The organism is Sphingobium limneticum, assembly GCF_008710155.1.
GTDB classification, from domain to species: domain Bacteria; phylum Pseudomonadota; class Alphaproteobacteria; order Sphingomonadales; family Sphingomonadaceae; genus Sphingobium; species Sphingobium limneticum.
The window spans coordinates 1-14166 of sequence record NZ_VYPZ01000046.1 but is presented as its reverse complement, the minus strand read 5'-3'; the positions used below and the strand labels follow the sequence as shown (position 1 = coordinate 14166).

General features: G+C 59.0%; 13 protein-coding genes. 9 read left to right on the top strand and 4 right to left on the bottom strand.

The genetic code is table 11. From position 1 onward, the window contains the following. Positions 1 to 88: 88 nt before the first annotated feature. Both F4U94_RS22975 and F4U94_RS22970 read right to left on the bottom strand, forming a co-directional pair. On the bottom strand, positions 89 to 295 hold the full coding sequence (locus tag F4U94_RS22975) for a hypothetical protein (protein WP_150412317.1): 207 nt from the start codon (positions 293 to 295) through the stop codon (positions 89 to 91). A 15-nt stretch (positions 296 to 310) separates the two neighbouring features. Further along, positions 311 to 1144: a hypothetical protein gene (locus F4U94_RS22970; RefSeq protein ID WP_228167293.1), complete on the bottom strand. Its 834-nt coding sequence runs from the start codon at positions 1142 to 1144 to the stop codon at positions 311 to 313. A 28-nt stretch (positions 1145 to 1172) separates the two neighbouring features. On the opposite strand from F4U94_RS22970, the gene F4U94_RS22965 reads away from it, so the two are divergent. The 5 genes from F4U94_RS22965 (at position 1173) to F4U94_RS22945 (ending at position 5141) form a co-directional block, all read left to right on the top strand. Continuing rightward, positions 1173 to 1586, top strand: a complete 414-nt coding sequence (locus tag F4U94_RS22965) for an ArsR/SmtB family transcription factor (protein ID WP_197716417.1) — start codon at positions 1173 to 1175, stop codon at positions 1584 to 1586. Between the two features lie 51 nt (positions 1587 to 1637). Then, on the top strand, positions 1638 to 2681 hold the full coding sequence (locus F4U94_RS22960; RefSeq protein WP_120249368.1) for a hypothetical protein: 1044 nt from the start codon (positions 1638 to 1640) through the stop codon (positions 2679 to 2681). Between the two features lie 129 nt (positions 2682 to 2810). Continuing rightward, positions 2811 to 4004 carry an RNA-guided endonuclease InsQ/TnpB family protein gene (locus F4U94_RS22955; protein ID WP_120249367.1) on the top strand — a complete coding sequence of 398 codons (1194 nt, stop codon included), beginning with the start codon at positions 2811 to 2813 and terminating at the stop codon, positions 4002 to 4004. Positions 4005 to 4113: 109 nt separating this feature from the next. Further along, positions 4114 to 4815, top strand: coding sequence for a pirin family protein (locus tag F4U94_RS22950; protein ID WP_120249366.1), 702 nt, complete (start codon positions 4114 to 4116; stop codon positions 4813 to 4815). 62 nt (positions 4816 to 4877) lie between these two features. Then, the gene (locus F4U94_RS22945) at positions 4878 to 5141 is read left to right on the top strand and encodes a hypothetical protein (RefSeq protein WP_120249365.1); all 264 of its coding nucleotides are present in this window, start codon (positions 4878 to 4880) and stop codon (positions 5139 to 5141) included. A 169-nt stretch (positions 5142 to 5310) separates the two neighbouring features. On the opposite strand, the gene F4U94_RS22940 is transcribed toward F4U94_RS22945, so the two are convergent. Next, on the bottom strand, positions 5311 to 6492 hold the full coding sequence (locus tag F4U94_RS22940; protein WP_120249364.1) for a hypothetical protein: 1182 nt from the start codon (positions 6490 to 6492) through the stop codon (positions 5311 to 5313). A gap of 313 nt (positions 6493 to 6805) precedes the next feature. Here F4U94_RS22940 and F4U94_RS22935 point away from each other — a divergent pair, with 313 nt between their 5' ends. The 4 genes from F4U94_RS22935 to F4U94_RS22920 all read left to right on the top strand — a co-directional run bounded on the left by F4U94_RS22935 (position 6806) and on the right by F4U94_RS22920 (position 12870). Further along, a complete protein-coding gene (locus F4U94_RS22935; RefSeq protein WP_010338245.1) occupies positions 6806 to 7606 on the top strand; it encodes a hypothetical protein in 801 nt (266 codons plus the stop codon). A gap of 174 nt (positions 7607 to 7780) precedes the next feature. After that, on the top strand, positions 7781 to 10045 hold the full coding sequence (locus F4U94_RS22930; protein ID WP_120249363.1) for a Mu transposase C-terminal domain-containing protein: 2265 nt from the start codon (positions 7781 to 7783) through the stop codon (positions 10043 to 10045). Between the two features lie 21 nt (positions 10046 to 10066). Beyond that, the gene (locus F4U94_RS22925) at positions 10067 to 11017 is read left to right on the top strand and encodes an ATP-binding protein (protein WP_120249362.1); all 951 of its coding nucleotides are present in this window, start codon (positions 10067 to 10069) and stop codon (positions 11015 to 11017) included. Beyond that, the gene (locus F4U94_RS22920; protein ID WP_150412316.1) at positions 11014 to 12870 is read left to right on the top strand and encodes a TniQ family protein; all 1857 of its coding nucleotides are present in this window, start codon (positions 11014 to 11016) and stop codon (positions 12868 to 12870) included. The genes F4U94_RS22925 and F4U94_RS22920 overlap by 4 nt, the downstream gene beginning before the upstream one ends. Before the next feature lie 178 nt (positions 12871 to 13048). On the opposite strand, the gene F4U94_RS22915 is transcribed toward F4U94_RS22920, so the two are convergent. After that, on the bottom strand, positions 13049 to 14166 hold a 1118-nt coding region (locus tag F4U94_RS22915), incomplete at its 5' end, for an IS256 family transposase (protein ID WP_150412315.1).

Below are 14166 nucleotides of genomic sequence, written 5' to 3'. Positions count from 1 at the left end.
GAGCGTCTCAGGTTTAAGCGATAATCCCATCATCACGTTGCCTGCCATGGCAGCATGATCAATCCGGCTTAGCCGGAGGTCGCTGTGGCTATCCCAGCGAACCTACACCACGCTGTGGGACACGATCGGTATCTATCCCCTGCACCCCTAGTCGGCGGTTTTCGCACTGGACGATCCGAGCAGTATAATCGCTGACGTCGGCCAGCCTGCTCTCGTTCTCGATCTTCATCTGCGCGATATCGAAAGACGCTGCCTCATCGCCACCCGGCCAGATTGTGATCGTGACGACCATCATGGCCTGCGCGCCTCTCTACGGCGCGAACCTGGATTCGAGTTGCAGGTCCAGTCCCTCGGCCAACGCACTTTGGGGGTTGCTGGCCACCATCGCCAAGATCGCCCCCATCGCGTCCGACACCATAGAGACCGCCAGCGGGTTGCTCGCGTCGTACCCTCTGCGGACCTCAGCTTGGTCCGCCAACTGTCTTCCATAACGAAGTCTGAGCAATCCTCTCGCCTCGGCGAGATCGCAGGCCATCATCGCATGGTAGACATGGTGGATCTGATCCACCCGCACATCGACGATCGTCGCGGTATACAGCGTCCGACCATGGCCGGCACTCTCCCGGTCCCTGCCGGTATTCCAGAGCCCTCCGGTCGTCGCCTCCCCCGACATGTAACCGTCGCTACGGAGGATTTGGTCGACCAGATCACTGGGCGTTCCAAGCTCCAAGTCTAGGGCATGAAACATGATGCATCTCATCAACCCTGGCGCGGTCAGACACGCTTCCAGCGGTCGCGCCCCGCCGAACGGAGGCTGCGAGCTATAGAGCCAAGCCAATGGATCGGACTGCAAGCTGTCACGCTCGAACCGAGCGCCAGTTTCGACAGCCGCGATCACGAGGCGATCGACCATCTTGTAGGTCAAGTCGAATGAGACATCGTCAGGGCTATCACTGGCCAGCGGATCAGGGCGTCCCAACAGAGCTGAAGTGGTGAAGTAATCCAGCGCTGAGCGCTGGGTCCGTGCAGCTATTCTCTGTTCGTACATCTCGTGCGTCAGCATTGCGAAACCCTTTCTGTCACCATCCTTTTCAAGAGAAGCCTGCGCGAGTCGCACGCTCCATTTATCGACTTGTACATTCATTTCAATGATTCTGGAATTATAGAATTGAATGGCGTTCGATTTCCTGTTTCAACGGACGTCTCAACGGTCATCAGCCGGCACATTCTTGATTTGGCTGACGGATCTGTCCGTCACTAACCGTTTGACCGGTTGGGATGGATCGCTGATAGTCTGGCCCATGGACTCATCAGCAATGGTCGAGGCCCTGGCTGCGCTAGGGCAACCGACTCGCCATGATATCTACCGCCTACTCGCCCGGGCGCCTGAAGGCCTGCCGGCGGGAGAAATTGCGCGCCACCTCAATGTCGCTGCAAACACTCTATCTTCCCATCTGGGAATTCTATCGCGCGCCCACCTTGTTTCCTCGCGCCGTGCTGGGAAACAGGTGATCTATCGGGCTGATACAGCCGCAGCGTCGTCCATCGGCACATACCTCAATGGCTTAGCCTCAGTGACGCCCTGAATTTTCTGAATACGCTCTGCTTCGCTCCTCGAAACTCAGGAGTGAAGAAAAATGGAAGATCGCATTGCCCACTACATGGTGACCTTCACGCCTCAGCAATGGCCGGAAGCTTACCGGCGTGCTCTGGAAGTTGAAGAGCTCCCCAGGAAGGGCAGTCGGCGAATGGCAGCAGCTGTTACCGCTGCCGCCACTCGGCTGGGGTATAAGGAGCGCAACTTCTTCAAGATCATTCGGGCGTACAAGGACTCGCTCCAGCTGAACGATCAGGTTCTGTCCAACTACCCCCGTCAGCTTCCTGCTGAAACGAGAGCAGCTCTCGAAGAAGCCATCGCGCACGCCGGCCCGGGCGCTCGGCCAGGGGCGATCCAGTCTGCCGCCGAAGCCTTGTGCGAGAAGCGTAAAATAAGTCCACCAAGCAAACGGGCAGTCCGCACGAGACTCAATCTGCCCATGGAAGTGACCGATATCGCGTCCTACACCGGCATGAATACCGACTACGCCATCGATATGTCGCCACTCGATGTGGCGGTCGATGGCCCCGATAACATCCCCTATCACGCTGTCCTCACCGCGTTCATCGACGTCAACCGTGGTATCGCTCTTGCCCATGTGGTGACTGCAGATCGGCCAACTGCCGACGACATCCTCCAGTTGGTCACCGAGGCAGCTGAGAAGACGAGTTCCGCATCACCCGCACGCGCATCTTTGGCGATGTACCGGAACGCTCCTGTCGATGACCCGCGTACGAAAGCCCAGTTACGCTCACTCGGCATCACCCAGTCAGACGTTCAGGTAGATTCTCGTCGGCCAGGATTGGCCCTCACTGCTATGTTTGGCACCAAGCTCGGCCGCGTGCCACTCAATCCTCGCCGCAATCCTTCCATCCCATTCGCAATTCGGGAAACTCTGCCTCTGCCTGTCGTGCGTCCAGCCGTTGCTCTGCTTCTGGAACGCTATCACGCTGGCCTGCAGATCAATCGCGAGGCCGAGCCCGCCGTATCAGCCGCAGCAGCGATCCAAGCGATTACCAAGGGGCCAGCGAAAGCAAAGCCAACTGAAGTCGCCTATGCCCGACCTCTGTCCCCGACCAGGTAGCACTTTAGCGGCAGGTGGGATTGTCGCAGCGCGCTGGCTGAATGGGATCCCAACCGTCATTCCCCATTCCGCCTGATTGATCTTCGAACATCCACCTTGCGTTAACTTTTGCGCGTCACATGCAAGCACATGTTCTTGCAGTATAAATTTCCGATCGAACCAAGCAGGGCGCAACATGCGCGCTTGGCGTCGATCCTGCAGCTACAGCGAAATTTGTACAACGACGCGCTCCAAAATCGGCGTGCAGCCTATCAGCGCGGCGTCCATCTCACATACGAAGACGATACCAAGTCTCTCCCTGCGTATAGAATGGCCAACCGCCAGCATACTGCCCTGCCCTGGGGCATTAACAATTGGACCTTGCGCTGCGTCGATACCGCAATGACGAGGTATCGTGATCGCCTGACGGCCAACCCCAACGCCGGGTTCCCGCGCTTCCGCTCCGAAGAGCGTTGGCGCAGTTTTGGCGTCCACGGCGTACGAGGCTGTGTCGTCGCGGACAGCTACCTGTCGGTGGATGGCATCGTGGGCAAATTGCGGGTGCGCATGCATCGCCCGTTGCCAGCTGACGCTCGCCTCGCCGGACTCACCTTCACCCGCAGAGCGCGTCGATGGCATGTCACAATCCTGGTTGATTGCAAAGCCGGCGGCCAAGAGCACCAAAATCCTGGCAGCGCGTGTGGCGTCGATCTCGGCATAGATCACCTGGCATCGCTATCGGACGGCTCGCTCTTCAACGATACAGTCCGATGGACGACTCAAAATGCTGCGTTGCGGCGGGCCCACCGGGCACTGGCAAGATGCCAGAAAAACTCCCGCCGAAGCAAAATGCTGCGCGAACGCCGAGACCGCGCCAGTCAACGCGTGATAAACCTCCGTTCCACGCGGCTTCATCAGATTTCGGCGACGATCACTAATCGATTTGAGACGATCGTGGTCGAAGATCTCGACCTCAAACAATTTCCCCGTCCATCACGCACACGACGCCCGTCAGACGGCATCGGGGCAATCGCGACGCGGGAAAACGGTCAAATATTGGCGGAGGTGAGACCAAAGCGCCTTCTCGAAATGATCCGCTACAAAGCTGAAAAGGCTGGCGGCGCGGTCATCATTGTGGATCCGAGACGCATTGCGCCAAAGTGCAATGCATGCGGATCACCATCCTCTGAAAGCAATGACGGTGAGCGGCACATCTGTGCCTGCGGCGTCGATGTCCCACGAGGCACCAACAATGCAATCAACATCCTTGCGCGCGGGCTCTCTGCGCATGCGGCCGCTTTGGGTCGCAGGGTGGGCAAGGCTTTGCCCAACGCCAGCGTCTAGCTGCGCGTCCACCCGGAAATGCAGCGCAGTTGCATAGCAACTGCCTGTCCAAAGCTTGAGGGGATTTTTCAAACCCGCTTTAGCCACACCTATTCGCACTGGAACCCTGATGATCGCCTTACGCCCGGCCCGTGACTTCGGCATATTCCGCCTGGAGCATTTCCAAAGCCTCCAGCATTTCGGGCCTGAAAGCTGTGGCGGACACCCGATGCAGTGGGGCGATATGATCATGTGGAATCAGGAGGCGATCTCTCCCCGTGCCGGACTGCCGCAAACTCCGCATTCCGACACCGAGATACTGACCTACGTCACGAGCGGAATGCTCTATCACGAAGATATCCTGGGCAATGTCGGGGCGCTTCAAGCAGGCGATTGCCAAGTCATATCCGCTGGTACGGGCGTCGCTATCCGGCGCGGCAATCCAGACGAGGCCGACCCGGTCGAATTCGTCCAGATCTGGCTGATACCCAACCATCAGGGCGGCGAGCCCTTCTCTGTTGTAAGGGGGTTCGCTGACGATCGTGAGCAGGGCCAGTTCGCTACATTAGCCAGCGGGTTCGACAATGAAGGTAATTCACTGCCGATGCGAGCCAACGCCCGTCTATCGCGAGTTGTGCTGGCTGATGGCGGCGCTGCGGATTACCGCTTTGAGGCAGGCAATTTCGGCTATGTCGTGCCGCTCTCCGGAAGGGTGCAAGTCGGCGATGTGATTGCCGACCGCAATGACGGTATCCTCATCAATGATGTTGAAACCGTTACAGTGACCGCCATGGGACACACGATCGCGCTTCTTATCGAAATGGCAGAGTAATATTGAGAGGCCAAAACTGGCATTCCAGCAATCCGGCGCAATACATAAGGTAGCAAAAACATATGAGTCAGTCAGATTTCGACATCTTAATTGACAGCTTTGCCTACGCTCTCGCCATGAACCGCAAGATGCAGGCGCGTTATGCCTCAGACGCGCCCGTTATTCAGGCCATTCCGTCAACGAGCGCAGGTCAAGAATGGCGAGCGCTTATCGACCGCCTGAATGCCATCGATCCCGATGGCGGGTGGGGCCGACTTAAAATAGGCAGCGTAGAATTTGTCGCCGTCAAAGGGACTAGCGAGATCCCAGGCTCACAATGGCTTTGACATTTAGGTAGGATCCTGCGGCGGCTACGCAGCACCTAACAATCTGTCTACCAGCCTCAAAGCTCGCATATGTACGGCCATCACGGTCGAGAAACTCGAGTGGGGCATGAAGTTGAACAGCATTTCAGTCTGATCCACTCCATGCCGCACTACCGATTAATAGCTTCGATCAAAATTCTGGCCGCATCACCACATCGCGGAATAGCGCCGTGATCGCGCTCGCGCGCTCTTCACGCATGCGCTGCGACTTTTCGACCGTCGGCTCCACCTGCTGCCACTGGCTTTCGTTCCAGCGCATCGCCTCCACGAGCAACGCCCGCTCTATGATCTCCTGCTCAATCCCCTCGCTGATCGAGTTGCTGAGAGGAGCCCCCTCCTCTGTAAACCGCGGTTTGAACTGATACGGCCCCAGCGTGTCGCCCAGGTAGCGGACCAGCTGTGTGCCGTGACGCCACTTTCCGCCTGCATGAATGTCAAACGACACTCGGCGGTTGAAGACCCGAAAGCGCTTCTGCAACTGCTTGCTCTGCCGCGCCCCGCCTGGAGGCGCGATAAAGTCGATCGACTCCACGCGATCGAAATGCACCTGCGTGTGCTGCACGAGATGGCGCATGAGGTCGTCATCCATATTGCGGGTAGCGCGCATGAGCCCGTCTTCCGGAATCAGCGGATCGCCCACCCCCAATCCAAGGATCATCCTAGAGCTGGTATCGACAATGAACGTAGCCGTAGCCAATTCCACCCGGCCGCTGATCTGAACCATCACATCGACTGCGGTCTGGTCCACCAGGATCTGAAGACCAGCAGCCCCAGCCGCCGGCTCTGCGACACCTTCCCGGCGGAGTACCTTTATGCGTCGCTGGATCGAGGATGCAGACGGAGGCGCCTCGCCCGCGTCCGCGCAGGATTCAAATATCCAGCGTATGATCGACGCGGGCGAAGCCGCGGGCTCATGCTGCAGTTTCCAGCGCAGCGCACGCTCGGCAACGGGTGCGAAGCCTTTCTGTGCTGGTGCCGCGACAGCCTTCACCCGGAAGCTCGGTGACAGACCTCGTGTCGGGCCCAGATCCTTCAGCTTCTTCAGCAGTCGGTAAAAATTGCGCTGCTCCATATCGAGCGCGCTGCACGCGTCGCCCACGGGCATGGGGTCATCGTCGCGAAGATAGAGGTCCATCGTCCTCAGTCTGGCGATCACCGCCTCCCGCTTAGAATCATCCAGAGACAGGAACAGGGCGTACTCTGATTCGCCAGAAAAGCCTGAAGCGGCATGCCGTTTGACCAACTCCTCGTCAGTTTCGAGGGCCGACCGGTCCGAACCAACGTCGCGCGTGCCGTTTTTCTTACTGTTCATCCATGACTTATTAGAACAGTAAGGCACGCATCGTCAAGTGAGTTGGTCACGATACTGTGCAGTTGAAACCACATTCCTGTTGCCATCACGGTCATTTTAGCGTTCCTAAATGCACAGTATCGTGACCAACATGGAGACAGTGCGATGACGACTAAACCGCGAAGTGCAGATCAAAACAACCTCGTTTCAATCGTTTATACAGAGTATCTGATCGAGATCATTCGACATTTTGAACGACAGCAGCGCGTTAAGACGTGGAGTCGTTCTCGCTCCAAATGGCCCAACAGCAACCGTCGCGGTTGGACGTTCTGGCATGACTGACGCATATGAAGAACTGGCTGAGATCGACGTTCGCGCCGCTATCAACCTCATGCTGCGCAACCCGTCATACGAACCTTCCGCTGGCCGGTTGCGCGCCGAAACCTTGCTGAGGAAGCACAACAGCCTGGTCAACACCATGGCTCGCATTGTGGTCGCCAACGACAATGGATCGCTCCGAACAGTCTCTGGCGGAACGCACCATGCGAGTGGCTGGTACCCTTCCGTGAAGGTCGGCCGCACACAGCATTATGAGAGCCTGCATCAGCTTGCACTGATCGAGCGGTGCGAGACGGACCCCAATGTCGTCCACTACCAATCAGAGGCTCGCCGCTTCGAATTCATCCTGAGGAAGAAGGAGCGGTACACAAGCGACGTCGACATATTGGACGCCGATGGCCGCCTGGCGGTTGTCGAGGTCAAAGGCGACGATGCAGACCTCCGAGATCCGGAATATCGGCTGAAGCTTGCCGGCGTCGCAGAGATTTGCCGCCGGGTAGGCCACGAATTCCGTATCACCTTCGGTTCCGAAATTTTCGAGAATAGCCGCCACCGCTTCAACGTACGCCTCGCCAGCTCGATGCGCCGCACGGCCATCTCATCGTCGCAGAAGCGGCTCGTCGAAAGCCTCCGCAGCAAAGGCGATGACATGCAGTTGGGCGAATTCGCTGAGCTGATGGCGCCCGGAAATTTTGTCCAAGGGCGGGCAATCACTTTCGCCATGCTGGTGAGGCGCATCGTGTCGATCGATCTCACGCAGCCTTTCATCGATGAGATGCCTGTCAGCTTCATCTGATCATAGATCAAATACCCCAGGAAGGATTCAACCATGACCTAGAGTGAAATCATAACTACCTGACGAACCCGCAGGCACCCATCACAACAGAAGCAATGCCATTCGCAGCGTAGAAATATCTACTGCTGATGGATTTTGCGCGCCCTCAGAATGCCCAAATCTCGGGAGAGATACGTGAATTACTTCCCCTATAAGCTCAAACGCAATCAGCTATACAGTATCGAAGGTCAACCCTGTGTTTTTACATCACACGGATATGGCACCCGCCTGAACTTCGAACATGCTGCCACAGGCAAGCCCGTCGAATATCTCGATGACGCCGGCGTCGTCCGTCCAATGGACCAGGAGCGCTTTCGAGAGCTGCTTCAGAACGGTCAATTCTTCCAGATGGCAGACCGTGGGCAGTCGCCGGCCAAGAACAAGATCGCTGAATCACATCTCACGCCCGCCGAATGTGAGGAACTCGATCCCGAAAGCGCACTTCGGCTGGCAACGTTACGGCTGCTCGACCGGAACGGCGTAATGACCGGCGTGAAGGCAATCTCTGCGGGATTTGCCGAGCACTGGACACCCGAGCTGCACGCCAAATATGGCGAGGCACCCAATCCGCACACCGTGAAACGCTGGATGCGGGAGCGCGGTAAAGTTGGCGATCGCGATGCTCGTGAGGCCACAAGCGCCCAGGGGCACCATTGCTATGATGAAGATGGCATTCGCATGGAAATCCGCCAGCGCCTGGCTTTGACCTACTATGTGTCGAAGAAGAGCGTCACCGATATCAATGTGCTGACCAACGCCGAGATTAGCCGCGTTAACGATGGCACTTCGCTCGAATACGAGATGCCTACAGAGCCGCTCCTCCCGGTGAGCATGAGCACCACATATCGCGATATCAAAAAGCTGGAGTGCGAACAGACGGTTGCGGCCCGCCACGGCAAGCAAGCGGCCTACTCTCGGTGGCGTGGCGCAGGGAAAGGCCATCAGGCGGAGCGCCCTCTGGAATTCGGGCTTATGGATCACACACCCATACCCGCTCTCCTCGTCATCGACGTGGAACGCGCCATCATCCTGGGCCGCCCGACTTTCTCCGCACTTGTTGATGGATTCAGCAGGGTCGTGCTCTCGCACATGCTGTCATTCAACGCCCCATCATACGCCACTGTGTCGGAGTTGCTTCGCCGGTCTGTTCTGCCCAAGATCGTGCCGCCGATCATCAAGAACAAGCACCCTGAAGCCCAGGACGTTTGCGGCCTGTGCAGCACATATCACGTGGATGGCGGTATGGAATTCCGCAGCCACGATATGGAGAGCATGAGCAAGGCGACCGGTGCAACGATCCGCATCAGTGGTCGGAAGAAGCCGCGCGAACGAGCCCTTGTTGAGCGCATCTTCCTCACCATCCACAATTACGTGTCATCGAAGGTGGCCGGCGCCCATCTGCCGATCGCCCTCTCCCGCGAGTATGATTACGACCCCGCCGTGGATGCCGTGCTGACACTCGACGAACTCGAGGCACTCATCATGTTCGCCATCGCGGTCTATCACACGACCCCGCATGGCGGCCTGAACGAGAAACAGCCTCTGCTCTGTTGGAAACAGGGCACCGCCCAGTACGGGATCGTTCTACCGCGTGACCCTCGCATCTTCGAGAAGGCCCTCCTCCCCAAGATCAATTCGCACCGGCTGACCCACGCTGGCATCGAGTGGAATGGCCTGCGCTTCGGCGATTATAAAGCCGTGCCTGACCTTCTCGCCGATCTTGTCCCCTTGGAAGGCAAGCGTCAGCGCCTGAAGAATGCCACTGCAACGGTGTCGTTCCGCTATGACCCATACGATCTGCGCAAGATTTGGGTGATCAACCGCAAAACCAATCAGGACGTCGAGCTGTACTGCCAGACGGCCGGCTATACCGACGAGCCGATCAGCCTGTGGATGCACGAGCAGATCCGTGAGAAGGCCAAGGCGGAAGCCGCCGACTTCAACTCACGGGAATGGCGTGACGCCTGCCGCGCCGAGCTTCTCGACGCCATCGACCAGCTGACGCCCGAAGCCAAGGAGCGTGAACGCAAGCTTCTGGCCAAGCTGTACGAAAACAAGCGCATCCGCAGCATCACCGGTGAACTCGCCAGCCTGCAGCGGGAGCGCCCTGAACCTGTCGACATCCCGATCATCTATGCAGACGTGATCGAGCACGAGATGCACGATGCCGACACCCTGTCTCGTCGCCCCGCCCCACAGAAAGCTGCCCCTACCGCGGCTAAACGGCGGAGCAACCGGCAGAAGGCGAAAGCCGCCAATGCCCGAGAGGCGACGCCAGAGGACATGCCGGATCGCGACCGGCGTGCTCCTGCGCCGCCACCCACCCCGGACGCGTCGACCACTGACCCCGAACCACGCCGTGAACGCAAAAAGCGCTCAAACGACAGCAGCTACTTCTAACCCCTACCTAAAAGGCAACACATGACTACCACCACATCAAACCCGCCCGTTGTACGGCCGAATGAAGCCGCTGCCCGCTCTCAACGCGTGGCAGATGCCCGCAGCGCGTTCCGCCAGATCAAGATTGTTCATCCTCGCCAAGAGGCTATCATTGCAGGGCTGGATGAGGTCAGGCGCTCTGGCATCGCCACCCGTGGCGAGCGGCAATATGGCATCACCCTCCTGGCTGAAAGCGGTTCCGGCAAAACGACAGCAGCCGAACATTTCCGGGACGGCATCGAACGCCTGGGCGAACTTCCCGAAGGCAGCCGACCCGTCCTGATCGTCAAGCTCATGAGCACTGGCACCGCCAGGTCGCTATTCTCTTCCATCCTGCAGGCCCTGGACGACCCCTTTTATGACCGCGGCACCGAACCCAACCTGCACAAGCGCGCCGTGCAAGCCATCAAACGGGATAACGTGCAGTTGCTCGTCATCGATGAAATCCAACATCTGTCGCGCCGGTCATCAGCCGCAACCCATGTCACGGACAGCCTTAAGACGTTCCTTGATTCTGGCCTTGTGCCTATCGCCTTTTTCGGCACCCACGACGCGGACAAGCTGTTCCAGTCCAGCCACGAGCTGAACAGCCGCCTGTTCCCGCCTCTTACGCTCCCGCCGCTTGATTGGTGGGCGGATGACGATCGGGATCTGTTCCTGGACTTCGTCGAAGACCTCGATACCGCCATGGTCGACAAGCAGATCATGAAGGTCGCCAGCGGCCTGGTCGAAGAGGACATCGCTCGTCCCCTTTGTCTCGCAAGCAGCGGAATCATCGGCCGTACGTGCCGCATCGTGGAAACGGCGGCCATAAACGTGGTGCGTGAAGGTCGGAATGCTATTACCCGCAACGATCTCGCCATGGCGGTGAACAGCTGGGCCATCGCCCATAGCTTCATCGACTATAATCCGTTCGTGGAGATCGAAGCTTGAGCCATGTAAAATACCCGCTCGCGCCGATCGCTGGCGAAAGTCTCATGGGCCTTGTCGCCCGTGTGACTGCCGAGAACGGGTATCCACGGACGGGAACGCTGTTGTCCGAGGCTGGCTGGGTTTACGACAACAAGCCGACGGCGGCCACAACCAACGCCGAACAGCTACCGGCGCTGGCTGACATTCTGGTGGTGCCCTACCCCCAATTACTGCACCATGCCCACGGTCCAGAAGGCAGCGCGATCATACATTGGTTTGGTGGACGCGCGTGGCAGAGCGAACTGAGAACCACCATCCGCCGATATGCACCGGCCAGCCTTGCCCTATCGGCTCATCATCGTGCGATTTGGCAGTTGGCCTCCGTCCCATTCTGCCCGGAAACCTTTCAGGTCTTGCGCAGTGAGTGTCACGAATGCGGCGTCACCCAGCGGTGGCGCTACGCCAACGGCATTGCCACCTGCGACCAAGATGTCTGCAGCGCGGACCTGCGTGAGGGACCGGCCGAGTTCATCCCTCTCGAGATGCGCGACAATTTGGGCATCTATGCTGGCCTCTTCAGCCATGATTCCGATGTACGTACCGCTTCGCGATCACAGTTTCCTGACCCGATTGCGCGTTTGGAGCCGCACGACATTGCCGACTTGGCTTTGAAGCTCTCCCCCTGGCTAAACGACCAACTGCGCGGAAAATGGCTGACCAATCTTGACCTTACCATGGCGGTCATCAGCGCGCTTCATGACGCTGTAACGCTGCTGCGCCAATGGCCCATCGTTCCAGCCCAGCTACTTCCAACTCCAGGCGAAGGGGACAACTGGCCGAACAAGCTGGGACACGCCGTCAAGCAAGCCAGGATCGGCCGCTCCTCGCCCCGCGTCAAAGCCCTGTTCGCGATGTTTCTACATGGCCTGCAGCAAGAGCAGCCCGATCTCAGTCAAAGCCCTGATCTGACCGACCTCCCGTCGGCCGACGAGGGGAATGACATAATTGGACTGATTTCCGCCAAATCAGCCGTGCGTGTGCTGCGCGAGACGGATACCATTATCGCGAAGCTGCGAGCCGCCGGCGTCTTCAAGCTAACCGACGTGCGAGTTCATGGCGTGGTTAGACCGTTCCATGATCCCGAAGAAATCGAGGAACTGGCACGTACCAAGCCTGACCGTCTGCCTTTGACCGCCGTGTCGCAGTCAACTCAGTTGCCCCGCTATGCCATAGCGCAGTTGATGCAATCTGGATTGCTCGCCCCGCTGACCCACCCTTATTGGGAGGCGCGATATGGCGTCCGCAATACCACCACGCAGGCCTGGGCGGCATTCGAGGCAAAGATCCAAGCCAAAGCCGATCCCGCTATGATTGACGGCGTTCCGCTGCAAATCGCAGCACGAGCTATTGGCGGTCGCGCCAAGCCCTGGGCCGGCATCTTCGCCTGGCTTCTGGGGCCGGATGGTCGATTTGGTCTGGCCCCCGAGGCGACGGACCTGTCCCACCAGATACTAATCCCGGCCGAACTCATCGACACTTTGCGGATGTTGGAAAACCCGTTGTCCGGCGCCCATGTCGAGGATGAGCTATCAGGCGCCGATGCCAGCGAGATACTCAACCTGGCCGCCAAACAGTTTCTCAAATTTGTCGCCACCGGCCTCATACGTCGCCACGGCAAAGCATATCTCGCGGCGGATGTTCTTCAGACCGCGGCAGAGATCATAGGATCGGTCGAGATCGGCTACAGGATGGGACTGCCTCCCCAGTCAGCACAAAAATGGGCGCGGAAGGTCGGTCTGCCGACGATACATGATGCTGGCTACTGCCGCATGAGCTTCGCCAAGATCACAAAACAAGGCGCTTGGTCAGGCTAGACGGCGCCCGCGTCGCGTGAGCGCTCCTCGATCCGGGCCAACATAGCACGCTTGCGCGCTGTTCGGCGCGATCCGCTATTGCGCATGGCATCGGTACGCTCTGGGGTATCGATGATGCCCAAGGCGGTCGCGTCCGTCAACGTGGTGTAAATTCGGGTGTGGCCAGCGGGCTGCATTGTCAGGCGGCCTTGGGTGTAATCTGTAGCGGCTGAACCTCCTCGATTGTTGGTGTGGCAAGTGCGGCCATGCCCTCGATTTGCATGTAGCGGTGCTGGAGCTGGTATTCGTCGTTCTGCTCAAGGAGGACGGCGCCGACGAGGCGGATGATGCTGTCCTCGTTGGGGAAGATGCCGACGACATCGGCGCGGCGCTTCACTTCCTTGTTCAGCCTTTCCAGCGGATTGGTGCTGTGGAGTTTGACCCGGTGCTGCTCGGGGAAGGTCATGTATGCGAGGACGTCATGCTCGGCATCGTCCATGCACGCGCCCAGCTTTGGCCAGCGGGCGCGCAACTGATCAGCGACCTGACGCCAGACTTGTGTTGCGGCGGCATGGTCGGGCTGAAGGAAGACCTGGCGGATGGCAGCAGCGACTACCGTGTTCTGGCCCTTGGGCACGTAGGCCAGCGCGTTTCTCATGAAGTGGACGCGGCAGCGCTGCCAGGTGGCGCTGAGCACACGGGTGATCGCGGCCTTGAGGCCCTCGTGGGCATCGGAGATGACCAGCTTCACGCCGGTCAGGCCGCGGCGGGTAAGGTCCTTGAGGAAGGTCGACCAGAACGGTTCGGCTTCGGAAGGGCCGATGTGCAGGCCGACGATCTCGCGCCTGCCCTCGGTGTTGACGGCCACGGCGATTATCGCGGCGACACTGACGATCCGCCCCCCCTCGCGCACCTTGAGATAGGTGGCATCGAGCCAGAGGTAGGGCCAGTCGCCGGCAAGCGGTCGCTTGAGAAAGGCATGGACGCGCTCATCGATGTCCTTGCACAGCTTCGACACGGAGGACTTGGAGATGCCGGTCATGCCCATTGCCTGCACCAGCTCATCGACGCGCCGGGTGCTGACGCCAGCGATCCATGCCTCCTGGATGACCGCGACCAACGCCTTCTCGACGGTCTTCCTGGGCTCCAGAAAGCCGGGAAAGTAGGCGCCGGTCCTCAACTTGGGGATCTTCAGGTTGAGCGTGCCGAGCCGGGTATCGAGGCTGCGGTCACGGTAGCCATTGCGCCAGGTCGTGCGCTCGCCGGAGCGTTCGTGCCGGCCAGCGCCGACGAGACCGTCGACATCGGCCTCCATAA